The 24,994-nt window shown below is 74.6% G+C and carries 21 protein-coding genes and 1 pseudogene; 4 read left to right on the top strand and 18 right to left on the bottom strand.

The annotated features are described in order from the left end of the window. The first annotated feature begins 49 nt into the window (after positions 1 to 49). Entirely contained in the window at positions 50 to 1,375 is a 1,326-nt protein-coding gene (locus KPL60_RS26875; protein WP_226367580.1) for a PA containing protein, read from the top strand. Between the two features lie 152 nt (positions 1,376 to 1,527). After that, positions 1,528 to 2,043, top strand: coding sequence for a hypothetical protein (locus tag KPL60_RS26880; protein ID WP_226367581.1), 516 nt, complete (start codon positions 1,528 to 1,530; stop codon positions 2,041 to 2,043). Positions 2,044 to 2,050: 7 nt separating this feature from the next. On the opposite strand, the gene murJ is transcribed toward KPL60_RS26880, so the two are convergent. The 9 genes and pseudogenes from murJ to KPL60_RS26925 form a co-directional block, all read right to left on the bottom strand. Next, positions 2,051 to 3,886: a murein biosynthesis integral membrane protein MurJ gene (gene murJ, locus KPL60_RS26885; protein WP_226367582.1), complete on the bottom strand. Its 1,836-nt coding sequence runs from the start codon at positions 3,884 to 3,886 to the stop codon at positions 2,051 to 2,053. A gap of 748 nt (positions 3,887 to 4,634) precedes the next feature. Beyond that, a pseudogene (locus KPL60_RS26890) lies at positions 4,635 to 6,239 on the bottom strand (cation acetate symporter); the annotation flags it as partial. Beyond that, positions 6,236 to 6,577 (bottom strand): DUF485 domain-containing protein, encoded by a 342-nt coding sequence (locus KPL60_RS26895; RefSeq protein WP_226367583.1) that lies wholly within the window; start codon positions 6,575 to 6,577, stop codon positions 6,236 to 6,238. The pseudogene KPL60_RS26890 and the gene KPL60_RS26895, both read right to left, overlap by 4 nt. A 179-nt stretch (positions 6,578 to 6,756) precedes the next feature. Further along, complete coding sequence (locus tag KPL60_RS26900; protein WP_226349903.1) at positions 6,757 to 8,043, bottom strand: thymidine phosphorylase; 1,287 nt, start codon at positions 8,041 to 8,043, stop codon at positions 6,757 to 6,759. Next, positions 8,040 to 8,441: a cytidine deaminase gene (locus tag KPL60_RS26905; protein ID WP_226368246.1), complete on the bottom strand. Its 402-nt coding sequence runs from the start codon at positions 8,439 to 8,441 to the stop codon at positions 8,040 to 8,042. The genes KPL60_RS26900 and KPL60_RS26905 overlap by 4 nt, the downstream gene beginning before the upstream one ends. A 39-nt stretch (positions 8,442 to 8,480) precedes the next feature. Continuing rightward, a complete protein-coding gene (locus tag KPL60_RS26910) occupies positions 8,481 to 9,716 on the bottom strand; it encodes an ABC transporter permease (protein ID WP_226367584.1) in 1,236 nt (411 codons plus the stop codon). Beyond that, positions 9,713 to 10,792, bottom strand: coding sequence for an ABC transporter permease (locus KPL60_RS26915; protein ID WP_062397669.1), 1,080 nt, complete (start codon positions 10,790 to 10,792; stop codon positions 9,713 to 9,715). The genes KPL60_RS26910 and KPL60_RS26915 overlap by 4 nt, the downstream gene beginning before the upstream one ends. Further along, entirely contained in the window at positions 10,789 to 12,300 is a 1,512-nt protein-coding gene (locus KPL60_RS26920; protein ID WP_226367585.1) for an ABC transporter ATP-binding protein, read from the bottom strand. The genes KPL60_RS26915 and KPL60_RS26920 overlap by 4 nt, the downstream gene beginning before the upstream one ends. Next, positions 12,297 to 13,445, bottom strand: a complete 1,149-nt coding sequence (locus KPL60_RS26925) for a BMP family protein (protein WP_226367586.1) — start codon at positions 13,443 to 13,445, stop codon at positions 12,297 to 12,299. The genes KPL60_RS26920 and KPL60_RS26925 overlap by 4 nt, the downstream gene beginning before the upstream one ends. 194 nt (positions 13,446 to 13,639) lie before the next feature. Between KPL60_RS26925 and KPL60_RS26930 the strand changes: the two genes are divergently transcribed. Further along, complete coding sequence (locus KPL60_RS26930; RefSeq protein ID WP_226367587.1) at positions 13,640 to 14,089, top strand: SRPBCC family protein; 450 nt, start codon at positions 13,640 to 13,642, stop codon at positions 14,087 to 14,089. A gap of 73 nt (positions 14,090 to 14,162) precedes the next feature. After that, positions 14,163 to 15,482 carry a serine hydrolase gene (locus KPL60_RS26935; protein ID WP_308016837.1) on the top strand — a complete coding sequence of 440 codons (1,320 nt, stop codon included), beginning with the start codon at positions 14,163 to 14,165 and terminating at the stop codon, positions 15,480 to 15,482. A 499-nt stretch (positions 15,483 to 15,981) separates the two neighbouring features. On the opposite strand, the gene yhjD is transcribed toward KPL60_RS26935, so the two are convergent. The 9 genes from yhjD to KPL60_RS26980 all read right to left on the bottom strand — a co-directional run bounded on the left by yhjD (position 15,982) and on the right by KPL60_RS26980 (position 24,762). Continuing rightward, complete coding sequence (gene yhjD / locus KPL60_RS26940; protein WP_226367588.1) at positions 15,982 to 17,046, bottom strand: inner membrane protein YhjD; 1,065 nt, start codon at positions 17,044 to 17,046, stop codon at positions 15,982 to 15,984. Between the two features lie 43 nt (positions 17,047 to 17,089). Beyond that, positions 17,090 to 18,103, bottom strand: coding sequence for a tryptophan--tRNA ligase (trpS, locus tag KPL60_RS26945; protein ID WP_226367589.1), 1,014 nt, complete (start codon positions 18,101 to 18,103; stop codon positions 17,090 to 17,092). Positions 18,104 to 18,128: 25 nt separating this feature from the next. Next, on the bottom strand, positions 18,129 to 19,031 hold the full coding sequence (locus KPL60_RS26950; protein WP_226367590.1) for a helix-turn-helix domain-containing protein: 903 nt from the start codon (positions 19,029 to 19,031) through the stop codon (positions 18,129 to 18,131). Between the two features lie 195 nt (positions 19,032 to 19,226). Then, on the bottom strand, positions 19,227 to 19,409 hold the full coding sequence (locus KPL60_RS26955) for a hypothetical protein (protein ID WP_226367591.1): 183 nt from the start codon (positions 19,407 to 19,409) through the stop codon (positions 19,227 to 19,229). Positions 19,410 to 19,481: 72 nt separating this feature from the next. After that, positions 19,482 to 22,121, bottom strand: coding sequence for a bifunctional FO biosynthesis protein CofGH (locus KPL60_RS26960; RefSeq protein WP_226367592.1), 2,640 nt, complete (start codon positions 22,119 to 22,121; stop codon positions 19,482 to 19,484). 82 nt (positions 22,122 to 22,203) lie between these two features. Further along, positions 22,204 to 22,707 carry a YbaK/EbsC family protein gene (locus KPL60_RS26965; protein WP_373324028.1) on the bottom strand — a complete coding sequence of 168 codons (504 nt, stop codon included), beginning with the start codon at positions 22,705 to 22,707 and terminating at the stop codon, positions 22,204 to 22,206. Positions 22,708 to 22,767: 60 nt separating this feature from the next. Continuing rightward, entirely contained in the window at positions 22,768 to 23,580 is an 813-nt protein-coding gene (locus KPL60_RS26970; protein ID WP_226349895.1) for a protein kinase, read from the bottom strand. Next, complete coding sequence (locus tag KPL60_RS26975; protein WP_226349894.1) at positions 23,577 to 24,389, bottom strand: exodeoxyribonuclease III; 813 nt, start codon at positions 24,387 to 24,389, stop codon at positions 23,577 to 23,579. Before KPL60_RS26975 ends, KPL60_RS26970 begins: the two co-directional genes overlap by 4 nt. Positions 24,390 to 24,432: 43 nt before the next feature. Further along, entirely contained in the window at positions 24,433 to 24,762 is a 330-nt protein-coding gene (locus tag KPL60_RS26980; protein WP_062397696.1) for a hypothetical protein, read from the bottom strand. Positions 24,763 to 24,994: the final 232 nt, after the last annotated feature.

Raw genomic sequence — 24,994 nt, forward strand, 5'->3', positions numbered from 1 at the left:
TACCCTCTGGGCACTCCCCACTTGGCTCAGAGGAAGCGCAGCAGGTGCCATGAGCGACACTTCGAACCTCTCGTTCGACCGGATGCGCGGCATGCTCATGCGAGCGGCCGAGATCCGTGACAGCGAACAGCAGCAGATCTTCGACTCCCTCGACGAGATCCACGCCCGGCTGGCGGCCCTGGACGCCATCGGCACCGTGCGCAAGAAGCTCACCGAACTCCCCGACCGGACCGAGCTGAACGTCCTGGCCGAGCGCCTCGACGAGACCGTGTCCAAGCTGGACAACACCGAGATCGTGCTCGGCGCGATCACCCGGGCCATCGAGTCCCTGCCGGACAAGCTGGCCAAGCCGATCGCCCAGCTCGACGGGCGGCTCGACGGCATGGGCGGGCGCCTCGAGGGCGTCTCGGGCCGGATGGACGGCCTGGACGACCGCCTGGGCGGCCTGCACAAGCGCCTCGACGACCTCGACAACCGCCTCGACCGGCACGAGATGCGGCTCGACGCGATGCCGAACGCCGTCGCCTCCCCGATCAAGGAGCGCGTCGACGGCGTCGAGCGTCAGGTGCGCGAGCAGCTCGACGCGGCCGTGCACTCCTTCGAGGAGACCGGCGAGGGCCTGCGCAACCTGCTGGGCGACACCTCGGTGGGCCTGCACCGCCGCCTGGAGGACCTGGCCCAGCGCCCGGCCGTCGACCCGGCCCCGGCGTTCGACGCCCTCACCGAGCGGCTGGAGGCCCTCTCCGCCCGTCTGGAGGAGGTCGGCACCCGGCTCGACTCGGTCGAGTCCGGTCTCGACGGCAAGCTGACCGACCTGGACGGGTCGGTCAAGGAGCGGGTCGGCAAGCTCGGCGGGTCCCTGAAGGACCGCCTGGGCGAGCTCGACGGCTCGGTCACCGAGCGGCTGTCGTCGCTGTCGGAGGCCGTGGACGGCCGGTTCGACGCGCTCGGCGAGAGCGTCGACGGGAAGCTCGACAAGCTCACCGGCGACGTCGACGGCCGCCTCGACAAGCTGACCGGGGAGGTCGACACCCGCCTGGAGAAGCTGTCCGGCGACGTCTCGACGCTCTCCGCCGGCGTCGACGACCGGCTCGCCGGCCTCGACACCGTGCTGCGCGACCGTCCGGACACCGACTCGGTCACCGACCTGGTCACCAAGGCCAACGCCGAGTCCGAGCGCCGCAACGCCAGCCAGCTCGACGAGGCCATGGCGACGTTCGCGGAGCTGATCATGGGCCGGGGTGGGCAGTACGCCCAGCAGGCCCCGCCGCCCCCGCCCCGCCCGGCCCAGCGCCGCGGGCGGGCCAAGGTCGCGGTGAAGAGCCAGAACGGTGCCTCCGCCGCCGACCTGGTCGGCGACGACCCGGACGACTGAGTCCCCCGGTTCTCCTGACGGACGCCGCGCCCCGCACGCCGGGGGCGCGGCGTTCGTGCGTTCCGGGACCCGATTGGGCTGATCGGCCGCAGACAACCGATTCCGCCGCGGCCATCATCGCTGCACCCGTCGGCCGACCGGTGGAGGTGTCCGTGGATCCGGCCCTGAGCTTCTACCAGAGCCTCAGCTCGGTCAGCTTCACGCTGCTCGGGCTGTGGTTCACCGTGCTGGGTCTCTCGCACGGCGGGTGGCGTCGCGATCCGGCCCTGCACCGCAGCACGCTGCACGTGGCCCTGCACTTCTTCCTGCCCGGCGTGATGGGGCTGGGGCTGGGCGCGGTGCTGGCCGCCGGGAGCAGCGTCGCGTGGCGGGTCACGTTCGGGGTGCTGGGCCTGGTCGGCCTGGTCGAGTCACTGCTGTTCCTGCGTCACCGCGGGGCGCCCGTGGCGCGGACGGTGCGGTCCCTGCGCACCCTCGACCCGCTGCTCTACGCCGCGATCGTCGCCGCGGTGTTCGTCCCCGGCCCGGTCGGCGGCGCCGCGCCGCTGCAGATCGAGGGCACGGCCACGGGACTGCTGTTCGTCGTGGGGCTGTGCTACCTCTGGTTCGCGTTCTCCCAGCGTGCCGCCCCGACGCCGGTGCCGGACGGGGCGCCGCCCGTCGTGTGAGCCGGGGTCAGCGGCGGGCGAAGCGCCGGAACACGGCGTCGAGCTCGCGGACCCGCAGCACGCGCATCGCGACCACGGCCAGCGGCAGCGCGATCAGCGAGCCCCCGACCAGCAGCGTCCAGGCCCGGGCGACGTCCGGCCAGTCCGCGAGCGCCGGGTCCACGAGCCGGGTGATCCCCCAGGCGACGGCGGCCGCGGCGGCCGAGGCGAGCGCCACCCGGGCCAGGCAGGCGAGCACCTCACCGGAGCGGGCCCGGCCGAGACGGCGACGCAGCAGCCACTGCCCGAGCACCGCGCCCCCGACGAACGAGACCCCGTTCGCCGCGGCGAGGCCGAGCACGACCTGCTCCGGCGGGAGCAGCAGCGGGCACGCCAGCAGCAGCGGGATCTTGACCCCCACCATGCCGACCTGGATCAGCGTCGGGGTGCGGGAGTCGGTCATCGCGTAGAACACGCGCATCTGCAGCATCGTGACCGCGTAGGGCAGGAGCCCGAACGCCGACCACGCGACGGCCTGGCCGAGGCGCTCGGCCCCGGTCCCGCTGCCCGCGCCGACGGAGAACAGCGCGGTGCCCAGGGACGGGCCGAACGCCGTCATCACGGCCGCGATCGGCACGAGTCCGACGGTGGACAGGCGCGCGCCGAGCGAGAGGTCGGTGACGACCTGGTCGACGTCGCCCTTCGCCGCGGCCCGGCTCATCCGTGGCATCAGCGCGGTCAGCAGCGACACCCCGAGCACCCCGTACGGGACCTGGAGCAGCAGCCAGGCGTAGGTGTAGGTCGCGACCGACCCCTCGGACGCCGACGCGGCGACCCGGGTGGTGACGATGTAGCCGGCCTGCCCGACGAGGACGTAGGCCACGATCCACAGCGCCATCCCGCCGGCCAGCGACAGCCGCGGGTCCCAGCCCCACACCGGGCGGTAGCGGAACCCGATGCTGCGCATGAACGGGATCAGCACCAGTGCCTGGACGACGATGCCGAGCGTCGTCCCGACCCCCAGCACCAGCAGCTTCGGGTCGCCCATCCGGACCGGGTCGACCGAGATCTCCCCCGGCACGAGCACGTAGACGACGAGCACACCCAGCAGGACCAGGTTGTTGAGCACCGGTGCCCAGGCGAACGGTCCGAACACCTGTTTCGAGTTCAGGACCGCGCCGAGCAGCGCACCGATGCCGTAGAAGAAGATCTGCGGCAGCAGCAGCCAGGCGAACGCCGTGGCCAGGGCCGGGTTGGCCTGTCCGGTGTCCCCCGAGCCGAGGTAGAGCCTCGTCAGCAGTGGGGCGGCGGCCATCGCGATCAGGGTCGCGACCAGCAACGCGGCCCCGACGACGGTGAGCAGACGGCGGGTGAAGCGTTCGCCGCCGTCGGCGTCCTCGGCCTGGGCGCGGACCAGCACCGGGATCATCACGCTGGTCAGGACCCCGCCGAGCAGCAGCTCGTAGACGATGTTCGGCAGCGTGTTCGAGACGGTGTAGGAGTCGTTGACGACCGCGAAGCCCAGCACCGCGACCAGCGCGAGGTTCCGGACGAAGCCGGTGAGCCTGCTGACCAGGCTGGCGATCGCGATCATGCTGGAGGAGCGGACGAGCGAGCCGGTGCGCTCCGCGCCGCCGGACGGGGTCGTCCCGGTGGGGTCGTCCCCGGACGTCCCCGGGGCCGGTGCTCCGCCGTCCCCGGGCGTCTCCCCCGCCGGCGCGGTGCCGTTCGACGGCGTCCCCGGGCCCGCGGCGGCGCCGTCCGGGAGTGCGGGACGGCCGGGCGACGGGTCGGCCACCGGTCCCAGCGGGGTGGTCGGCTCCCCCGGGTCGGGGATCCGCCCGGACCCGAGCGGACGGGTCACCTCGGCGGCTCCCTCCGGGGGCGTCCGCGGGGTCCGCCGGGGGTCGGTGCCCATCACCGGTCGGGGGAGCGGCTGGTGCCGCACCACCGCGGGGTGGGGCGCCCGCTCCGCCGCTCGTCGGTCCTCACGCATCGTGGTCCATCGTGCCGGATCGGAATCGTCGTGCCGACGCCCGCCCGGCACCGCGCCGTCACCCACCGGTGGGCGCACCGGCCCGGCGTCACGGCGCAGCGGCGGGCGTGTCGCGGATCCGCCCGTTCCGGCGCCCCGCCGAGCACGGCCCGGCCCCGGCCGGCGGGCGCCGGCCGGGGTCCGGGGACGCGGCTCAGTGGGACGGCGTGCCGGTGCCGGGCCCGGGCCGCTCCCGTCCCGGGCGCAGCTGCGGGTCCCGCGCCGGGGCGGCCGGCGGCCGGTACGGGCCCGCCGGGTGGCCGCCGGGCCGGGCGTCGCGCGACGGCCCGCCGTGGGGCCGTCCCGTGCGGAGAGGTGCGGCGGCACCGTCCGGCCGGGCGGTACGGGCCACCCCACCGTCCGGACGCCGGTGCGGCGCGGGACCGGCCGGGCCCCGGTACGCCGCGGGACCGGCCGGGCCGGGGTGGCCCGCAGGACCGTCGGGGCGCGGGTGGGCACCGTGACCGGCGGAGGCCGGGTGGACGCCGTGGCCGGCGGGGACCGGGGCGACGCCGTGACCGGCGGGAGCCGGGTGGGCGCTGTGGCCGGCGGGGAGCGGCGCCGGCGGGTCCTCGGGAACCGCACGCTGCAGTCCTGCCCCGGTCAGCGCCCGGACCGACATCTGCGCGTGCCCGGCGGCGTCGGGGCGTTCGCGGCCCAGCACCGAGCCGAGGTAGCCGAGCAGGAAGCCCGCCGGGACCGACACCAGGCCCGGGTTCGCCAGCGGGAACCACGCGAAGTCGAGGTCGGGCAGCATCGCCGTCGGCGCACCGGACACCGCGGGCGAGAACACGATGAGCGTCAGCGTGACGGTGAGGCCGCCGTACATGCTCCACAGGGCACCGGTCGTGGTGAACCCCTTCCAGAACAGCGAGTACAGCAGCGTCGGCAGGTTCGCCGAGGCGGCCATCGCGAAGGTCAGCGCGGCCAGGAACGCGATGTTCTGGCCGTTGGCCAGGATTCCCCCGGCGATGCCGACGAGCCCGATGACGACGGTGGTCAGCCGGGCGACCCGGACCTCCTCGGCCGCGGTGGCCTGGCCGCGGCGCAGCAGCTGGGCGTACACGTCGTGGGCGAACGCGGCCGCGGCGGTGATCATCAGACCGGCGACGACTGCGAGGATCGTCGCGAAGGCCACCGCCGAGACCAGCGCCAGCATCACCGGCCCGCCGATCTGCAGTGCCAGCAGCGGCGCCGCCGAGTTCACCCCGCCGGGCGCGGCGAGGATCGCCTCCGGCCCGACCAGCGCCGTGGCGCCGTACCCGAGCGCCAGCACCAGCAGGAAGAACGCGCCGATCAGCCAGATCGCCCACACGACCGACTTCCGGGCCTGCCGGGCGTCGGGGACGGTGTAGAAGCGCATGAGGATGTGCGGCAGCCCGGCCACACCGAGGACACCGCCGACGGCCAGTGACAGCAGGTCGAGGTTGGCCGTCAGGCCACCGCCGTACAGCAGCCCCGGGGACAGGACCGCCTCGCCGCGCGGGTGGTTCGCGACGGCCGCGGTCAGCAGCGCGGGCAGGCTCAGACCGGTCGTGCCGAGCACGAAGGCGGCCATGATCATCCCGGTCGCCAGCAGCAGGACCGCCTTCACGATCTGGATCCAGGTCGCGCCGCTCATCCCGCCGATCAGCACGTACCCGACGACCACGGCCCCGACCCCGGCGATCACCGCGGACTGCCCGGCACGGTCGGTGATGTTGAGCAGCAGCGCGAGCAGGCCGCCCGCGCCCGCGAGCTGACCGAGCAGGTAGAGCGTGGAGATCGCCACCGCCGAGGTCGCGGCGGCCGCGCGCACCGGGCGCTGCCGCAACCGGTAGCTGAGGACGTCGGCCATCGTGTAGCGACCGGTGTTGCGCAGCATCTCGGCGACGAAGAACAGCGCCACCAGCCAGGCGACGAAGGCGACGACGGCGTAGAGGAACCCGTCGGGACCGGCGACGGCGACCGCGCCGACGATGCCGAGGAACGTCGCGGCCGACAGGAAGTCCCCGGACAGGGCCAGGCCGTTCTCCGGACCGGTGAAGCCGCTGCCCGCGGTGTAGTAGTCCCGGGCCGCCGACGAGCGCCGCCGCACCCGCAGCACCAGGACGAAGGCCAGGAGGATGAACGACGAGAACACCAGGATGTTGAGCAGCGGGTCCCCGGGGGCCGGGGACGCGGCCGCGACGGCGGCGGTCACCGGTGGCCCCGCTCGAGACGCTCACGGATCTCGTCGGCGAGCGGGTCGAGGCGGCGGCCTGCGTACCGGACGTACAGCGCGGTGATCGCGAACGTCGAGACGAACTGCCCGATGGCCAGCACCAGCACCAGCGTGAGGTCGCCGAGCACCCGGGTGCCGAGCAGCCCGGGCGCCCAGGCGCTGAGCCCCACGAACAGGAACAGCCAGCCCAGGAAGCCCGCGGTCGCCAGCAGCACGAAGCGCAGCAGGCGCGCGCGGAGCTCGCGGAAGTCCTCGCTCGCCTCGGCCGCGGTCCAGACGTCGGGGCCCGCCGTCACCCCCGCGGGGTCCGGTGACACGGGGACGTGGCTGGGGGACGGCATCGTCGCCGGCGAACGGTTCACACTGTGCGTAACGGACGGATACACCGAGAGTTACGTTTCGTCGCGAATGCGACACGCGGACGCAGGAAGATCCGTCACGTCCCGTCGGGCACCTGCCGCCGTTCGGGGCCGCGCGCTGCCCCGGCCGGGGGCGGTCAGCCGCCCCGGCGGACGTCGAGGACGAGGTCCCGCTCGGGCGGCGGGTCCGCGGTGATCAGCAGCGCCGCCCCGGCGAGCAGCCGCCGGGCCGCGGGGAGCCGGTCGGCGTCGTCGGTGTGCAGCTCGGCCAGCGGCGCACCGGCGCGGACCTCGTCGCCCGGGGCGGCCAGCAGCCGGACCCCGGCCCCGGCCTGCACCGGGTCCTCCTTGCGGGCGCGCCCGGCTCCGAGCTTCCAGGCCGCGGTACCGACGGCGAGCGCGTCGGCCCCGGCGAAGATCCCGGACCGCTCGGCGACGACCGTCTCGACGTGCGTGGCCACCGGCAGCGGCGCGGACGGGTCCCCGCCCTGCGCGGCGATCATCCGCTCCCACACGTCGTACGCGGCGCCGGAGGCGAGCACCGCCGCCGGGTCGGCGTCGGGCAGACCGGCGAGGGCGAGCATCTCCGTGGCCAGCGCGACGGTGAGCGACACCAGGTCGGCCGGTCCCCCGCCACGCAGCACCTCGACCGACTCGGCGACCTCCAGGGCGTTGCCGACGCAGCGGCCCAGCGGGCGGGACATGTCGGTGAGCAGCGCGGTGGTCGGGAGGCCGTGGGCGGCACCGATCGCGGTCATCGCGTCGGCGAGCTCCCCGGCGCGCGGCAGGGTCTTCATGAACGCGCCGGACCCGACCTTCACGTCGAGGACCAACCCGCCGGTGCCCTCGGCGAGCTTCTTGCTCATGATCGAGCTGGCGATCAGCGGGACGGACTCGACGGTGCCGGTGACGTCGCGCAGCGCGTAGAGCCGCTTGTCGGCGGGGGCGAGCGTGGGCGTCGTCGCGCAGACGACCGCGCCGACCTCGCGCAGCTGCGCGGTGATCTCCTCGGTGGTCAGCGAGGCGCGCCAGCCGGGGATGGCCTCCAGCTTGTCCAGGGTGCCGCCGGTGTGGCCGAGCCCGCGCCCGGACAGCTGCGGCACCGCCGCCCCGCAGGCCGCGACGAGCGGCGCCAGCGGCAGCGTGATCTTGTCCCCGACGCCGCCGGTGGAGTGCTTGTCGACCAGCGGGCGTCCGACGTCGCCGAAGTCGAGGACCTCGCCGGAGTCGATCATCGCCTGGGTCCAGTGCGCGATCTCGCCGGGCTCCATGCCGTTGAGCAGGATCGCCATGGCCAGCGCGGCCATCTGCTCGTCGGCGACCTCGCCGCGGGTGTAGGCGTCGACCACCCAGTCGATCTGGGCCTTCGACAGCGTGCGGCAGTCGCGCTTGGCCGCGATGACCTCGACCGCGGAGAAGCTCACGGGAGGTCCTCCGGGCCGAACGCGTCGGGCAGCACCTCGGTGAACGGCAGCACCCCGCGCGGGGTGTCGCAGAGCAGGGCGGCGCCGCCGAACTCGTGGAGCACCTGGCGGCAGCGTCCGCACGGCATGAGCAGGTCGCCGTCGTCGGAGCGGCAGGCGACCGCGAGCAGCCGTCCGCCGCCGGAGAGGCGCAGCTGGCCGGCGAGGGTCACCTCGGCGCAGACGCCGAGGCCGTAGGAGGCGTTCTCGACGTTGCAGCCGGTGACCACCCGCCCGTCGTCGACGAGCGCGGCGGCGCCGACGTGCAGCCGGGAGTACGGCGCGTACGCCCAGGCCGCGGCCTGCACCGCGGCGGCCCGCAGGGCGTCCCAGTCCGGGACGGGTGCGTCGGGCCGCATCATGTCCGCGCCCGCTCCGGACGGTCCCCCGCCTGCCATCTAGCGTCCCTCCCCGCGCCGGTACGGCTCGCCGAGCCGGGCCGGTGGTCGTAGTCGTTGCGAGGCCGCCGCGAGCACGATCAGCGTGACCAGCTGCGGGGCGTAGGAGGCGAACTCGCTGGGCACGGTGTCGACCGACCAGTAGACCGCGTACACCAGCAGCCCCGCGACGAGCGCGACGGCGGCGGCGGTCCACATCCGGCGGATCGCCCACAGCACCGCGACGACGACCGCGACCAGCGTCGCGCCGTAGAGCAGCGCGTGCACCGCCTCACCGCCGGCGCGCAGCTGCAGGCCGTCGACGTAGCCGAACAGCGCCGAGCCGACGAGCAGCCCGGCGGGCCGCCAGTTGCCGAAGATCATCGCGGCGAGGCCGATGTACCCGCGGCCGCCGACCTGGTTCTCCAGGTAGCCGAGCTGGCCGGGGTTGAGCACCAGGGCCGCGCCGCCGAGCCCGGCCAGCGCGCCGGAGATCGTGACCGCGACGTACTTGTGCAGCACCACGTTCACGCCGAGCGACTCCGCCGCGACCGGCGACTCGCCCGCGCTGCGCAGCCGCAGCCCGAACGCCGTCCGCCACAGCACGAGGTAGCTCACCGGGACCAGCGCGACCCCGATGACCAGGATCGGCGCCAGGCCGGTGACCAGCCCGGACAGCAGCCCGGCGAGGTCGGAGACGAACACGCGTTGCTGGGCCTCCAGCGCCGCGAGGCCCTCGGAGACCCCGGGGATCGAGAACTCGGTGAAGCCCTCCAGCCGCGGGGACTGGCGCGGGTTCTGCGAGACCGGGGTGAACACCAGCGTCGCCAGGTACTTCGTCAGTCCCGTCCCGAGCAGGGTGATCGCGACGCCGGAGACGATGTGGTTGACGTTGAACGTCACCGTCGCGACGGCGTGCAGCAGCCCGCCGAGCGCGCCGAACACCAGCCCGCCGAGCATCGCCGCCCACGGCCCCCACTGGTAGCCGGCCCAGGCCGCGCCCCAGGTGCCGAGCACCATCATGCCCTCGAGGCCGATGTTGATGATCCCGGCGCGTTCGGCCCAGAGGCCGCCCAGGCCGGCGAGCAGGATCGGCAGCCCCAGCCGCACCGCGGCGGACGCGGTGCCGCCGGAGGTCAGCTGGGTCTGGCCGGTCAGCGTCACCGTGACCGACAGGACGGCGACGAGCGCGGCTGCGATCAGCGCCGACCGGGCCCAGCCGGGCAGGGTCCGCGCACGGTCCAGCACCGCGGTCACGACGACACCTCCGCGGGTTGCGGTGCGGGGGCCGCCGCGGCGACCCGCCGTTGCTCGGCCCGGCGCTCGACCCGGCGGACGACCTCGTAGGCGACGACCACCGACAGCACGATCAGGCCCTGCATGATCAGCACGATCTCCCGCGGGATGCCGACGACGTCGAGCGCCACCGCGGACTTGTCCAGGAACGCCCACAGCAGCGCGCCCAGCGCGATGCCGACGGGGTGGTTGCGGCCCAGCAGCGCGATCGCGATGCCGGTGAAGCCATAGCCCTGCGGCGAGGACAGCGTGTAGGCGTGGTCGCGCCCGAGCAGCTCGGGCAGCCCGACCAGCCCGGCGACCGCACCGGAGAGCAGCAGCGCGACGACGATCGTGCGGCGCGCGTTCACCCCGCCGGTCGCGGCGGCCGTCGCCGACTCGCCGGAGGCGCGCAGCTCGAAGCCGAACCGGGTGCGTCCGAGCAGGAACCAGTAGCCGATGCCCAGCGCGGCCGCGACGAACACCATCCCGAAGATCGCGCCGTTGCCCACCGGGATCCCGGGGAACCAGCCCGACTCGGGGATCGGCGGGGTGGTGATGTTGTTGCCGCGCAGCTCGCCGAAGGTCTCGGCGCGGATCAGGTAGGCGATCAGCCCGGTGGCGATCGCGTTCAGCATGATCGTCGAGATGACCTCGGAGACACCGCGGTAGGCCTTGAGCAGCGCCGGGATCGCGACCCAGGCGGCGCCGGTCAGCAGCGCCACCACCATGATCAGCACGGTGTGCAGGACCGGCGGGAGCGCCACCGTCCCGCCGACGATCGCGGCGACGCAGGCGGCGACCCGGAACTGGCCCTCGACGCCGATGTTGAACAGCCGCATCTGGAAGCCGATCGCGACGGCCAGCGCGGCGAGGTAGTAGACGGCGGCGGAGTTCACGGTGTCCACGACGACCGTGCCCGACCCGACCTGCGCGAGGATCGTGGTGACCGCCGTCCACGGCGACGCCCCGCTGATCACCAGCGCGACCCCGCAGAGCAGGGCGGCGACCGCGATCGCCAGGACGGGCGCGACGACGGCGCCCCGCAGCCGGCTCACGTGGCGGCTCCGGTCATCTTGGTACCCAGCTCCTCGGGGGTCACGGTCGCGGGATCGGCGGTGCCGACCAGCCGCCCGCCGGAGATGACGGCGAGGGTGTCGGACAGGCCGATCAGCTCGTCGAGGTCGGCCGAGACCAGCAGCACCGCGAGCCCGGCGGCGCGGGCGCGGCGCAGCTCGGCCCAGATGCCGGCCTGCGCGCCGACGTCGACGCCGCGGGTCGGGTGGGCCGCGATGAGCAGCACCGGGTCGCCGGACAGCTCCCGCCCGACGACGAGCTTCTGCTGGTTGCCGCCGGACAGCGCGGCGGCCATGACGTCGATGCCGGGGGTGCGGACGTCGAAGTCGCGCACGATCCGCTCGGTGTCGGTGCGCGCCGCGGCGGTGTCCAGCAGCCCGCGCCGGGCGATCGGCGGCCGGGACTGGAACCCGAGGATCCGGTTCGCCCACAGCGGCTGCTCGCCGAGCAGGGCGTGGCGGGACCGGTCCTCGGGGACGTAGCCGATGCCGGCCTCGCGGCGGGCCATCGTCGACGTCGCCGAGATGTCGGTGCCGTTCAGCAGCACCCGGCCACGGGCGTGCCTGCGCATCCCCATGACCGTCTCGACGAGCTCGGTCTGGCCGTTGCCCTCGACGCCGGCGATGCCCAGCACCTCACCGGCGTGCACGACGAGGTCGACGCCGTCGAGCAGGTCGCGGCCGCCGTCCGGGCTCGCCAGCCCGAGGCCCTCGACGCGCAGCACCTCGCGGTCGGTCACGGTCGACTCGCGGGTCTCCGGCGAGGGCAGCTCCGAGCCGACCATCATCTCCGCCAGCTCGCGGTTGGTGACGGTCCGCGGGTCCGCGGTGCCGACCGTGCGGCCGCGGCGGATCACGGTGATCCGGTCGGCGACGGCGCGGACCTCGTCGAGCTTGTGCGAGATGAACAGGAACGTGTAGCCGTCGCCCTGCATCGTGCGCACGGTCGCGAACAGCTCGTCGACCTCCTGCGGGACCAGCACCGCGGTCGGCTCGTCGAGGATCACCGTGCGGGCGCCGCGGTAGAGCACCTTGAGGATCTCGATGCGCTGCCGGTCGGCGACGCCGAGGTGCTCGACGAGCGCGTCCTGCCGGGCGGCGAGCCCGACGGTCGCGGACAGCTCGGTGATCCGCGCCCGGGCCGCCTTCCCGATGCCGTGCAGGCGCTCGGCGCCGAGCAGCACGTTCTCCGCGACCGTCAGGTTGTCGGCCAGCATGAAGTGCTGGTGGACCATCCCGATCCCCGCGGCGATGGCGTCGGCGGGGCTGCGGAAGTGCGTGTCCGCCCCGTCGACGACGATCGCGCCCTCGTCGGGCGTCTGCATCCCGTAGAGGATCTTCATCAGGGTCGACTTGCCGGCCCCGTTCTCGCCGCAGAGGGCGTGGACCTCACCGTGGGTGACGGTGAGGTCCACGCCGTCGTTCGCGACGACGCCGGGGAACCGCTTGGTGATCCCGCGCAGTTCGACCGCGTGGCGCTCGTCGGTCACTTCGTGGACTTGACGTCGATCTGTCCGGCGATGATCGCGGCCTTGTACGCCTCGAGCTGCGGGACGATGTCGTCGACCTGGCCACCGGAGGTGGAGTAGCCGACACCGTTGTTGGCGAGGTCGAACCGCGCCGGGAGCTTCGCGACGGTGTTGCCCGCGACCGCGTTGATGTACTCGTAGACCGCCACGTCGACCCGCTTGATCATCGACGTCATGATCGTGTCGCGGACCTGGGTCAGCTGCGGCGAGTTGTACTGGTCGGAGTCGACGCCGATGGCCTTCTTCTGCGCGGTCTGCGCGGCCGCGAAGACACCCTGGTTCGACTGGCCCGCCGCGGCGAAGGCGATGTCGGCGCCGCCGTCGTACTGGCCGGACGCGATCTCGGTGGCGCGGGTGGCGTCGTTGAAGCCGGTGAAGTCGCCGGCCGGGGAGATGTAGGCCGACTCGACGTCGATCTGCGGCGCGACGGCCTTGGCGCCCTGCTCGTAGCCGGCGTCGAACTTCTGGATCAGCGGGTTGTCGACGCCGCCGATGAACCCGACCTTGCAGGTCGAGGTCTTCAGCGCGGCCGCGGCGCCGACCAGGAACGAGCCCTGCTCCTCGGCGAAGACCAGCGGCTTGACGTTGGGCAGGTCGACCGTGTCGTCGTCGACGATGGCGAACTGGATGTTCGGGAACTCGGTCGCGACGGTCTTCACGCCGGTGGCGTAGTTGAAGCCGACCGCGACGATCGGGTTGAACCCGCCCTGGGCGAGCTGGCGCAGGCGGTTGGTGCCCGCGTCCTCGCTCTCCCCCGCCTGGGCGGTCGCCTCGCGCGTGTTGGCCTTCTGCAGCCCCAGCTCGGCGACGGCGCGGTCGAGGCCGGCGGCCGCCGCATCGTTGAACGAGGCGTCGCCACGGCCGCCGATGTCGTAGGCCAGCCCGACCTTGAGCCGGCTCGCGTCCGCCTTCGGGGCCTCCGGCGCCGGCTGGGCCGACGCGGCCGGGACCGACGGCGGCGCGACGCGCTCGCACTCCCCGGCCTGGGCGCCGCCGCCCCCGCCGGTGTCGCGGGCACAGCCCGCGAGCGTGAGTGCCGCCGCGGCCACGAGCGCGATCGCGGTCGCGTACCGGCCCCTGCCTCCGATGCGCTGGTTGATCCGCACGAGGTGACCTCCCCCTCCGGCGCCACCGCTCGGCGGCGCGTGTCCGGACGGGACGGTAACCGCTGGACAACGGTTTTGGCAGAAGTCGAAACAGGGCCGTGACGCGGAATCGTCGAGCGGTTGACGGACGGTACCGTCCGCGCACCCGGACGATCTTGTACCGGGAGGTGACGGCAGTCGTCGGAGGAGGATCGATGGATCGCGCGGAACGTACGGTGCAGGCCCCACCGGAGCGGGTGTGGGAGCTGGTCTCGGGCATCACCCGGGCCGGTGAGTGGAGCCCGGAGGCCACCGGGGGACGGTGGCGCGGCGACGCGACCGGGCCCGCCGTCGGCGCGAAATTCACCGGCGGCAACCGGCACGGCCGGATCCGCTGGTCGACGCACTGCCGGGTCACCGAGTGCGAGCCGGCCCGCCGGTTCACCTTCGTCGTGACCGAGTCGCGCACCGCCTGGGGCTGGATCCTGGAGCCGGCCGGCGACGGGGCGACGACCGTCGTCGCCTGGCGGGAGAAGACCGGCGAGGCGGCGCTGCCGGTACGGCTGCTGCAGCGCAGCGGGATCCTGGGCCGGGACCGCGAGACCCTGATGCGCGACGGGCTGGAGCGCAGCCTGGACCGGGTCAAGGAGATCGTCGAGCGCTGACCGTGCCGCGGTCCGTGGTGCCGGGGCCGGAGCGGGCGGCCCGTTCCGCCGGGCGGTGGGTCATGCTGCAACGGTGACGACCCCCGCCGGCCCGGGCTCCCCGCGCCGACCCGCCGCCCGGCTGCTCGTTCCCGTCGTCGTGGCGCTCGCGCTGGCCGGGGCGGCGGGTACCGCACCGGTCGCCTCCGCCGCTCCGGCCGCCCCCGCCGCTCCGGTCGCGGCCGCCGCGGGGTGCCCGGGGCAGGAGGTCCCGCCCGGCCCGCCCGCGCGGGAGGAGACGGTGCCGGTCGCCCCGCTGCCGGTGCCGTCGCCACCGGTCGGCGGGCTCGGCGGCTGCGGTGACACCCACGCCGGGCCGGTGCCGCCCCCGCCGGTCGGGGTCGCGTCGTACGTCGTCGCCGACCTCGACTCGGGTGCGGTCCTCGCCGCCCGGGCCCCGCACGCGCGGCAGCGTCCGGCGTCGACGATCAAGCTGTTGCTCGCGCTGGTCGTCGACGAGCGGCTGCCGATGGACCGGGTGGTCGTGGGCACCGCCGAGGACGCGAACGTCGACGGCAGCCGGGCCGGGATCGGTCCCGGTGGGCGCTACACGGTCGACCAGCTGCTGCACGGGCTGCTGCTGTCCTCGGGCAACGACGCCGCGAACGCCCTGGCCCGCGAGCTCGGCGGGGTCCCCGCGACGCTGGCCGCCATGCGCGACGAGGCCCGCCGCCTCGGTGCCCTGGACACCCGCCCCGCGACGCCCGCCGGCCTCGACGGCCCGGGGATGTCCGCCTCGGCCTACGACCTGGGCCTGCTGCTGCGCGCCGCACTGGAGCGCCCGCGGATCGCGGCCGCGCTGACCACCCGGAGCATCCCGTTCCCCGGGTTCGCCGACAAGCCCGGCTTCCTGCTCGGCAACGACGACCGGCTCCTCGGCGCCCCCGGCTTCCTCGGCGGCAAGAACGGGTTCACCGACGCCGCCCGGCACACCTTCGTCGGCGCGATGGAGCGCGACGGGCGACGGCTGGTCGTCGCCATCGTGCGCGGCGAGCCCCGGCCGGTGCTGATGGTCGACCAGGCCCGCGCCCTGCTGGACTGGGGCTTCGGCGCCCCGGCCACCGGGATCGGGACGCTGGTCGAGCCGGGCACCACCGGGTCCGCCGACGGCTCGGACACTCCCCCGGGCGCCGCGGCCCCCGCGGGCGGAGCAGGCGGCGCGGACAACGCAGGCGGCGCGGCGGCGTCCGGAGACGCGGACGGGGCGACGGGGAGCACCGACGGGGCGACGGCGACCGGCACCCCGGATCCCGCGGGTGCTCCGCCGGTCCCCGCCGCGGTGCTGGTCGGCGGGGTCGCCGCGCTCGCCGGCGTCGGGGCCCTGGTGGCCGCGCGGCTGCGCCGGCGTCGTTGACCCGCGGCAGACGTCCGGGACCGTCCCGGCGCACCGCACCCCGGAACTCTCCTACCGCGGAACCGTCCACCGGGTGAACGAGTCGTCGGGAACCTCTCCCGGGACCCGGCCGAATCGGCGCCGGCTCGCCCCGGTGCCCGAGGGCCGGGGTGCACCCTTCTACGAATCCGCTTACCGGGTAAGCGAATTCGCCGGGATCACGTCCCCGGAGCTCGGGTCCGCGAGACCGTTCATCGGGCGAACGAGTTCGTCGGGGCCGCTCCCCGGAGAACCGGCCGGGACGGCACCGGCTCACCCCCGCGCCCGCAGGCCGGGCCACACCCTCCTGCGAATCCGCTTACCGGGTAAGCGAACTCGTCGGGATCAGGTCCTTCGAGATCGGGGCGGGACGGCGTCGCGGGTACCCCCGGTGCCCACGAGCCGCCGGCACCTCGCCGCAGCGCGGCAGCCCCGGACCGCGCGCACACCTGTCCGAACGCGTACGCCAGGGACCGGACGGTCAGCGCCGCCGGCGCCCCAGGGCCCGCAGGCCGAGTGCCCCGCCGATCAGACCCGCGGTGACCAGGCCCGCCGACGCGAGCGCGCCCGGCCCGTCCCGGACGACGTACTGCGGACGGATGATCGCCGGGGCGGGCAGGTCGCGGTAGCCCAGGTCGTTCTCCTCGGCGCTGGCGGCCCAGGCCGTCACGAACAGCAGGAACCGCGAGGTGAAGAAGATGAAGACCAGCAGACCGAGGATCGAGCCGAAAGCCGCACCGGCCGCGGAGTTCGTGACCGAGCCGAGGTAGATCACCATCACCCGCTGCAGGATCGCGAACCCGATCGCGCCGATCAGCGCGGCCTTGGCCGCGCTGCGCAGGGACACCGGCTCGCGCGGCAGCCGGGCGATCACCCAGAGGAACACCAGCCAGTTGCCGGCGAGCACGAGCAGGAACGAGGCGATGCTCAGCAGCACGCGTGCCCACGTCGCCTCGCCGAGGCCGACCAGGTCGAGCAGGAACCTCCCCGCCGCGCCACCGATCGAGGAGATCGCGAACGACAGCACCAGGGCCAGCCCGAGCCCGACCAGGGCGAGCAGGTCGAACGCCAGTCGCTTGATCATCGGTGGGGCCTCGTCCCGCTGGCCCCACTGCTCGGTCAGTGCCTCGCGCAGGTTGCTCATCCAGCCGATGCCCGAGTACAGCGCGCCGACCAGACCGATCAGACCGATCGCCCCGGCACGGTCGATCGCGGTCTGCACGATCCCGCCGAGCAGTTCGCCGATCTGGCCCGGCGCGGCCGACTGGATCGCCTGGCGCAGGGAGTCGAGAAGCTCCGGGTTGCCGCGCAGCACGAACCCGGCCGCCGCGAACCCGACCATCAGCAGCGGCACCAGCGCCAGGATGGAGAAGTAGGTGATCGCCGCGGCGTAGTGGTCGCCGTGGTTCTCGGTGTAGCGCTCCCCCGCCCGGACCAGGTGGTCCAGCCACGGATGCTTCTCCCGCTGGCGGTCGAGGAAGGTCTCCGTCTCCTCCTCGTCGGTCTCCAGCCGGTGCGCGATCGTGGCGGCGCGGTTCTCGGCCATCATTCCCCCGGTTCGGTGGTACTCCCCGCCCCGGGCGCGCGGCTCAGGCGGGCGGGAGGAACCCGATCCTCTCGTGAACCGCGGCCAGTGTCGCGCCGGAGACCTCACGCGCACGGGTGGCACCGCGCCCGAGCACCCGGTCGAGTTCGGCCGGATCGGCCAGGTAGCCGTTCACCTTCTCCGCGAACGGCTCCGCGAACGCGGCGACGATCTCGCCCAGGTCCTTCTTCAGGTCGCCGTAGCCGCGGCCGACGTACTCGGCCTCGACCTCGGCGACCTTCCGGTCGGTCATCGCCGCGTTGATGGTGAGCAGGTTCGCGATGCCCGGCTTGTTCTCCGGGTCGAAGCGGATCTCGCGCTCGTTGTCGGTCACCGCGGAGCGGATCTTCTTGGCCGAGGTCCGCGGCGGGTCGAGGAGCTCCACGATCCCGCTGGGCGACGACGCCGACTTGCTCATCTTCGCCGTCGGGTCCTGCAGGTCGTAGATCTTCGCCGTGGCCTGCGGGATGTGCGGCTCGGGCACCCGGAACGTCTCACCGAAGCGGTGGTTGAACCGCTGCGCGAGGTTGCGGGTCAGCTCCAGGTGCTGGCGCTGGTCCTCGCCGACCGGGACGCGGTCGGCCTGGTAGAGCAGGATGTCCGCGGCCTGCAGGATCGGGTACGTGAACAGCCCGACCGTCGCCCGGTCGGTGCCCTGCTTGGCGGACTTGTCCTTGAACTGGGTCATCCGGCCGGCCTCGCCGAAGCCGGTGATGCACTCCAGGATCCAGGACAGCCGCGCGTGCTCCGGGACGTGCGACTGCACGAACAGCGTGCAGCGGTCCGGGTCGAGCCCCAGCCCGAGCAGCTGCGCGGCCGCGACCCGGGTACGCCGGGCCAGCTCGGCCGGGTCGTGCTCCACCGTGATCGCGTGCAGGTCCACGACGCAGTAGAACGCCTCGTGGTCGTCCTGCAGGGCCACCCACTGCCGCAGCGCACCCAGGTAGTTGCCGAGGTGGAACGAGTCGGCCGTGGGCTGGATCCCGGACAGCACGCGGGGACGGTGGGCGTCGTTCATGCCCGCCATCGTTCCCTACCGTCCGTCATCTCGGGCGCACCGGGGACACCGAGTCCCGGGCGAACGCCCGCCCGCACTGCTCGCAGTCCAGCCGCACGCAGAGCGGCTGCCCGCAGGCCCGGTGGCGGATCGTGAGGTCGATCGGGGCGCCGTCCCCGCCGCACCAGCGGTGCGACCACTCGACCAGGCAGGCGTGGATCGGGAAGCTGGCCCGCCCCTTGTCGGTGAGGCGGTACTCGCCGTCGCCGCTGCGGCTGAGCACCCCGAGCGCGACGAAGCGGCGCAGCCGGTCCGACAGCACCTCCGGGGAGATCCCCAGCTCGTGGGCGAAGCAGTTGAACGCCCGGATCCCGGCGAGCGCGGCGCCGAGGACGGTGGCACCCCACCGGTCGCCGATGATCTCCATCGCACCGGGCAGGAACGAGAGCGGGTCGACGGGCAGCGTGCCGCGGGTACGCCGCGGGTGCCTGCGGGCCAGCAGGTCCAGCCCCGGCGCCCCGGGCTCGCGCTCGACCTCGGTGTCCCGCGGACCGACCGCGCCGCCGCAGGCCGCGCAGCACACCCGCACCCGGGTGGGGCGGCCGCAGTCGCGGTGCACGATCTCGGGGAGCGGGACCTCCCGCGGGACCCAGGTCTTCTCCCAGTCCCAGGTGCAGATCAGCAGCTTCCAGATGTCGCCACCGCGCTCGGTGAGGGCGTAGCCGCGGCGCTCGCGGCCACCGTCGGCGTAGCTGCGGGGCTCGAGCAGACCCGCGTCGACGAGCCCGCGCAGCCGCGCCGACAACGTCGCGTCGGAGATGTTGAGGGTCTCCCGCCACCCCGCGTACCGGCTGACGCCGAGGAACGCGCGCTGCAGGATCAGCAGCGTCCAGGTGTCGGCGAGCAGGCCGAGACCGCGCCCGACGGCGCCCAGCTCCTGCGGCCGCACCCGCTCGCCTCCCTTGACCCCGGACTGCTCAAGATCGTACCGTTGGCCTCACTCTGCCGATCGAAGCCGCGCCTGCGCGTGGCCGGCGGCGGGGTGGGCCGGATCGGGGGGTCGGTCCACCGGCCGGGGCGGACGTCCTGCGACAGCGCGGTGAGGGGGCTGCGGCAGCCGCGGGGCGTCGTCCCGGTCAGCACCTCACCCGTTCTCCCGGTCCTTCTCCTTCTCCTGCTCCGGGTCCTCGGGCTGCGGGGCGGCCTCGACCGTCACCACGCCCTTGTCGAGGTCGATCGGGCCCAGCCGCCACTGCTGCCCGCCCTGCGCGGCGTCCGAGTCCTCGTGCATCCGCTTCCGCGGGAACATCTCTCCGAGCACACCCATACCGCCACCGTACGACGATCGGCGGCCGGGCCGGTCCCGCGCGGCCCGGGGGCGGCGCGGGACCGGCCGGGATCAGGCCGGGGTCAGCGGCAGCATCCGCGGCCCGGTGCCCGATGCCGGGGTGAGCACGCGGGGCTCGCCGCGGTAGGTCGTCGTCCGCTGCCGGACCGGGCGACCGGCGGCCGCGGCGATCGCGGTGAGCTCGGCGACCGAGCGCTCGGAGCCGTTCTCCGAGCCGGCCATCCGGGAGATCGTCTCCTCCATCAGCGTGCCGCCCATGTCGTCGGCGCCCCCGGCCAGGATGTCCGCGGCGAGGTCGTCGCCGAGCTTCACCCAGGAGCACTGGACGTGGTCGATCCGCCCGTGCAGCGCGAGCCGGGCGAACGCGTGCACCGCCCGGTTGTCGCGCTCGGTCGGCCCCGGCCGGGCGATCCCGGCCAGGTAGATCGGGGCGTTGTGGTGCACGAACGGCAGCGGCACGAACTCCGTGAACCCACCGGTGCGGTCCTGGATCGACGCCAGCGTGCGCAGGTGGCCGAGCCAGTGCCGGGGCTCGTCGACGTGGCCGTACATCATCGTCGAGCTGCTGGGGATCCCCAACTCGTGCGCGGTCGAGACGACCTCGATCCACTGCGACGCCGGCAGCTTGCCCTTGGTCAGCACCCAGCGGACCTCGTCGTCGAGGATCTCGGCGGCGGTGCCCGGGATCGAGCCGAGCCCGGCAGCCTTCAGCTCGGTCAGCCACTCCCGGATCGACACCCCGGCCTTGGCCGCCGCGGAGACGATCTCCATCGGGGAGAACGCGTGCACGTGCATCCCCGGCACGGCGGCGGTGACCGCGCGGACCAGGTCGGCGTAGAACGACACCGGCAGCTGCGGGTCGATGCCGCCCTGCACGCAGACCTCGGTGGCGCCGTCGCGGGCGGCCTCCGCGGCGCGCTGGGCGACCTCGTCGAGCGAGAGCCGGAAGGCGTCGGCGTCGCGCTCGCGCTGGGCGAAGGCGCAGAACCGGCAGCCGACGTAGCAGACGTTCGAGAAGTTGATGTTCCGGTTGACCACGTAGGTGACGTCGTCCCCGTTGACCTGCCTGCGCACGTCGTCGGCGAGGTCGAGCAGGGTGCGCAGCGCGGGCCCGTCGGCGGTCAGCACGGCCATCGCGGCGTCGGCGTGCGCCGGGTCGAGCAGCGCCGCCGGGTCGGACGCGGCCAGGTCCAGCCCGGCCCGGACGTCGGAGTCGAGCCGCTCGGGGGCCGCCCCGTGCCCGGCGCGCTGGTGCTCCAGCTCGGCGGCCACCTCGTCCCAGTCGCCGTAGACGTCGCCGAAGTCGCTGCGCCGGTCCTCGGTGCGCCCGGTCGTGTCGATCGTGGAGTTCAGGTCGGTGCGCCCGGTCGAGGCGAACCCGCCGTCGGGCTCCTGCCACGCCCGCCCCTCCACGACGGCGTCGGGCCGGGCGAGCCCGTCGGGCCCGGACAGCGCGGCGACGTGGCCGTGCAGCCGCGCGTCGATCCACGGCGACCCGGCCCGCACGTACTTCGGGTAGGCGGTGAGGCGCTCCTGCAACGTGAAGCCCTCGGCCTCGGTGATCGCGGCCAGCTCGTCGACGGCGGGCCACGGCATCTCCGGGGACACGTGGTCCACCGTCACCGGGGAGACACCGCCCCAGTCGTCGATCCCGGCGCGCAGCATCAGCGCCTGCTCGTCGCCGACGAGGTTCGGCGGCGCCTGCAGCCGCACCTTCGGGCCCAGCACCAGCCGGGCGACGGCGATCGCCGCGGCCAGGTCGTGCAGGTCGGCGTCGGGGTCGCCTGCCATCGCGGTGTCCGGCTTCGCCCGGAAGTTCTGGACGATCACCTCCTGCACGTGCCCGTGCGCGCGGGCGGCGGAGCGGATCGCGAACAGCGACTCGGCCCGCTCGGTGCGGTTCTCGCCGATGCCGATCAGGATGCCGGTGGTGAACGGGACGCCGACGCGGCCGGCGTCGGTGAGGGCGCGCAGCCGGACCGCGGGCTCCTTGTCGGGGCTGCCGAAGTGCGGGCCGCCCTTCTCGAACAGCCGCTGCGACGTCGTCTCCAGCATCATCCCCATGCTGGCCGCGACCGGCTTGAGCCGGGTCAGCTCCTCCCAGCTCATGACGCCCGGGTTGAGGTGCGGCAGCAGCCCGGTCTCCTCCAGGACGGCGATCGCGCAGGCCCGGACGTAGTCGAGGGTGGAGTCGTAGCCGCGCGCCTCGAGCCACTCGCGGGCCTGCGGCCAGCGGTCCTCGGGGCGGTCGCCGAGGGTGAACAGGGCCTCCTTGCAGCCCTGCGCGGCGCCCTGGCGGGCGATCTCGACGACCTCGTCGCGCTCCAGGAACATGTCGTCGAGCTTGTGCGGGACGGTCGCGAACGTGCAGTAGTGGCAGCGGTCGCGGCAGAGCCGGGTCAGCGGGATGAAGACGTTGCGGGAGTAGGTGACGACGCCCGGGCGGCCCTCCTCGACGAGTCCGGCGTCGCGGACCCGGCCGGCGTGGCCGAGCAGCTCGTCGAGGTGCTCACCGCGGGCGGCGAGCAGGACGGCGGCCTCGGTCACGTCGAGGGTGGACCCGTCCCGGACCCGGCGCAGGGCCCGGCGGAACGCCGAGTCCGAGGGCACCGGTTCGGCGGGTGCGGGGGTCGGGAGAGGGACCGGCGGTACGGCCTCGGCCGGGACGGGTGCGGCAGGAGTATCGGCCATGCCACCCACACTAGGTTTCGCGGATCATCGCAGCGACCGTCCGTTTCCCGGCGATGGATCACGGCCGGTGCGGGAATACGGCTCAGGCGACCTCGGCGGGCGTCCCGCCGGTGACGGCGACGAGCTCGTCGAAGGTCGTCGGGAACACCGAGCGGGCCACCCCGCCGGCCGCCCAGACCCGGTCGAACTCCCCCAGGGCGACGTCGACCAGGGTGCGCACCGGCGCCGGATGCCCGACCGGGGCGACCCCGCCGATGACCTGCCCGGTCGCCTCCAGCACGAGCTCCTTGGACGCCCGCCCGACCCGCTGCGCGCCGACCAGGGCGGCGACCCTGTCGGTGTCGACCCGGTGCGCGCCGGAGGTGAGCACGAGCAGCGGGGCGCCGTCGGCGTCGAAGACCAGCGAGTTCGCGATCTGGCCGACCTCCACCTCCAGTGCGGCGGCCGCCGCGGCCGCGGTGGTCACCGCGTCGGGCAGCAGCACCAGGCCCGCGATCGACGCGGGATCGGCACCGGCCCGGCGCAGCGCCTCCTTCACGGCGGCGACGCGGGGGTGGTCGGCGGGGTGTTCGACGCTCCGGCTCACCCGGCCCATCCTGCCCCCGCCGCGTCGCGGGCGCCGCCGGGTTTCCGCCGCCGGGAGTGCTCAGAGGACGGCGAGGACCAGCAGCACGACGACGACCACGGCCAGCACCCCGGCCACGCCCAGCAGGATCCAGCGGTTGCGGCCGAGGTCCCCGCCCGGGGACCGGGGCCGGGCGCCGCGTTCGAACAGCTCGGCGGCCCGGTCGTGGGTCGGGCGCTCGGCCGGGTCGTCGGCGGTGAGGCCGTCCAGGACCGTCGCGAGCGCGCTGCCCGCCGACAGGCGCGGGTCCGCCGCCTCGCGCAGGACGGCACCCAGGCACCACAGGTCCGCGGCCGGGGTGTCGGCGCCCTCGGGGGCGGCGGGCGCACCGTTCCCGCCGGGGCGCGGACCGACCGCGCGGGCGAGGCCGACGTCGGTGAGCAGGGCGCGGCCGTCGGCGGTGACCAGCACCGCGTCGGCGTCGAGGCCGCCGTGGGTGCCGCCGTCGGCGTGCACCGCGCGCAGTGCGGCCAGCACGTCCCGGCCGACGAGCGCGACCTGCCGGGGAGAGGGCGGCGCCGTCTCGACGACCGCACCCAGCGGTCGCGCCTCCGGGTGCTCGGTGACCAGGTACTCGCGCATGTCCCCGGCCGAGGAGCGGTCGGTGACCAGGTCCAGCACCCCGACGACCGACGGGTGACGCAGCCGTCCGGCCGCCCGGACCTCGGTGAGCAGCCGCTCCCGGACCCCCGCGACCGCGGGCAGCGCGATCTCGGTGACGGCGACCGTGCGGCCGGTGATGCGGTCCTCGGCACGGTGGGTGGGCCCGAAACCGCGCCGGCCCAGCTCGTCGAGCAGCAGGTAGCGGCCGCCGACCATCCGGCCGGCGATCACACGGCCCCCAGCCGGACGACGACGGGGGCGTGGTCGGAGAAGCGCCGGTCGTGCGCGGGCGCCCGGTCCACCACGGCCTCGTGCGCGGCGTCGGCGAGCCCGGGCGTGGTGAGCAGGTGGTCGATCCGCCACCCGGTGTCGTTGTCGAAGGCCCGCCCGCGGTAGCTCCACCACGAGTACGGCCCGTCGACGCCCGGGTGCCGCTCGCGCACCACGTCGCGCCAGCCGTGCTCGAGCAGCTTCGCGAACCACTCCCGCTCGTGCGGCAGGAACCCGGAGTTGCGCCGGTTCCCGCGCCAGTTGCGCAGGTCCAGCTCGGTGGGGGCGATGTTCCAGTCCCCGCCGACGACCATCTGCCGCCCGGTCGCGGCGCACCGGTCGAACGCGGTGCGCAGGTGGTCACCGAAGGCTGCGCAGAACGCGTCCTTGTGGTCCTGCTTCTCGGTGCCCGCCATGCCCTTGGGCAGGTACAGCGAGGCGACGGTGAGCCCGCCGGGCAGGTCCACCTCGAGGTAGCGGCCGTCGAGGTCGGTGGTGGGGTCGCCGAAGCCGATCCGGACCGCCTCGGGCTCGTCGCGGCTCAGCACGGCGACGCCGTTGCGGCCCTTCGCCGTCAGCGACGGGGCCAGGCGCAGGTGCCAGCCGCCCTCGTCGAGCGCGGCCAGGAAGGCGGCCGGCAGCTCGTCGGGCCGGGCCCGGACCTCCTGCAGGCAGACCGCCCGCGCGTCGGTCGCGGCCAGCCACTCCAGCAGCCCCTTGGTGGCGGCGGCACGGACCCCGTTGACGTTGACCGTGGCGAGCGCGTTCACACCGCCTACTGTGCCGCACCCCTGATCACGCTGCGCGACGGGTTCAGCACCGGCTGCCCGAGGTCGCGGCGACCGAGTCCACCGGCACCCACTGGTTCTGCTCGGTGAGCTTGCGGAAGCCGCCGTCGACGATCGTCTCGGCCGCGACCTCGGTCCCGACCGGGAGCGTGCGGACCGGCGCCGCCGAGTTGCCGGGCGCCGAGCGCACCGTCACCTGCTCGCCCTGCACGACGACACGGCACCCGGTGGTCTCCAGGTTCCCGGTGACACCGCCGTAGGCGAGTGCGACGACCGTCAGGCCGACACCGATGAGCCCGACCAGCGGCCAGCCCCTCAGGAGCGACTTCCGGGTGAGCCCGAAGACCTTCGCCACCGTCGTTCCCCTCCCGCCGAGCGCTGCCGCGACCACGGTAGCCGGTCCGCGGCCGTGGGCTCGACCATCACGGGGGTGTCGGGCCGGTTACTCCTGCGGGCGTGCGGGGGCGGTGAACAGATAGCGTGTGGCCCAGTCAGCGGGTCGCCGCGCCGGGGACCCGCCCGGTCGTCCCGGGCCCGTCCGCCGGCGCCGTCGCGGCCCGCTCGCTGGACACGGCAGCACACACGAC

This window comes from Pseudonocardia sp. ICBG162 (genome assembly GCF_020496225.1).
Lineage (GTDB): Bacteria > Actinomycetota > Actinomycetes > Mycobacteriales > Pseudonocardiaceae > Pseudonocardia > Pseudonocardia alni.